General features: G+C 66.5%; 1 protein-coding gene. It reads right to left on the bottom strand.

Translation table 11 applies throughout. From position 1 onward, the window contains the following. Positions 1 to 421: HAMP domain-containing protein (locus tag EO99_RS0125475; protein WP_029621344.1), on the bottom strand; the 421-nt coding region annotated here is incomplete at both ends.

Below are 421 nucleotides of genomic sequence, written 5' to 3'. Positions count from 1 at the left end.
TGGTCGCCTGCGCCATGGCTTCGGCGCGGACGCGGTCCTTTTCCGCCGTCTGGCGGCGCTGCTCTTCGGTCTGGTTGCGCTGGCTTTCGCTTTCCTTCTCCAGTTGCCTTGCGTGAATGGCATTGTCCCTGAAGACGTTGACCGCACGCGCCATGGCGCCCACTTCGTCGGGACGGCTTTCGCCTTCGATCGCCGCGTCGAGGTCGCCGCCGGCGAGCCGCGACATCGTTCCGGTCAGGCGTGCGAGGACGCTGCCGAGCGAGCGGGCGAAGATGAAGAAGCCCAGGAGCGAGAGCAGCGAGACGATGATTGTCCCGGCGACGGTGGTCCACAGCGCACTGCGGGCATCCTCCAGCACGGAGGTGACGTCGGAGGCGATCTCCAGCACGCCGATCTTGGCGCCGGAGAAGTTGTTGAAGGG

Origin of the sequence: Pseudorhizobium marinum, from assembly GCF_000705355.1 — a bacterium.
GTDB lineage: Bacteria > Pseudomonadota > Alphaproteobacteria > Rhizobiales > Rhizobiaceae > Neorhizobium > Neorhizobium pelagicum.
The sequence above is the reverse complement of the archived record's forward strand: the minus strand, read 5'-3'. Positions and strand labels throughout refer to the sequence as shown.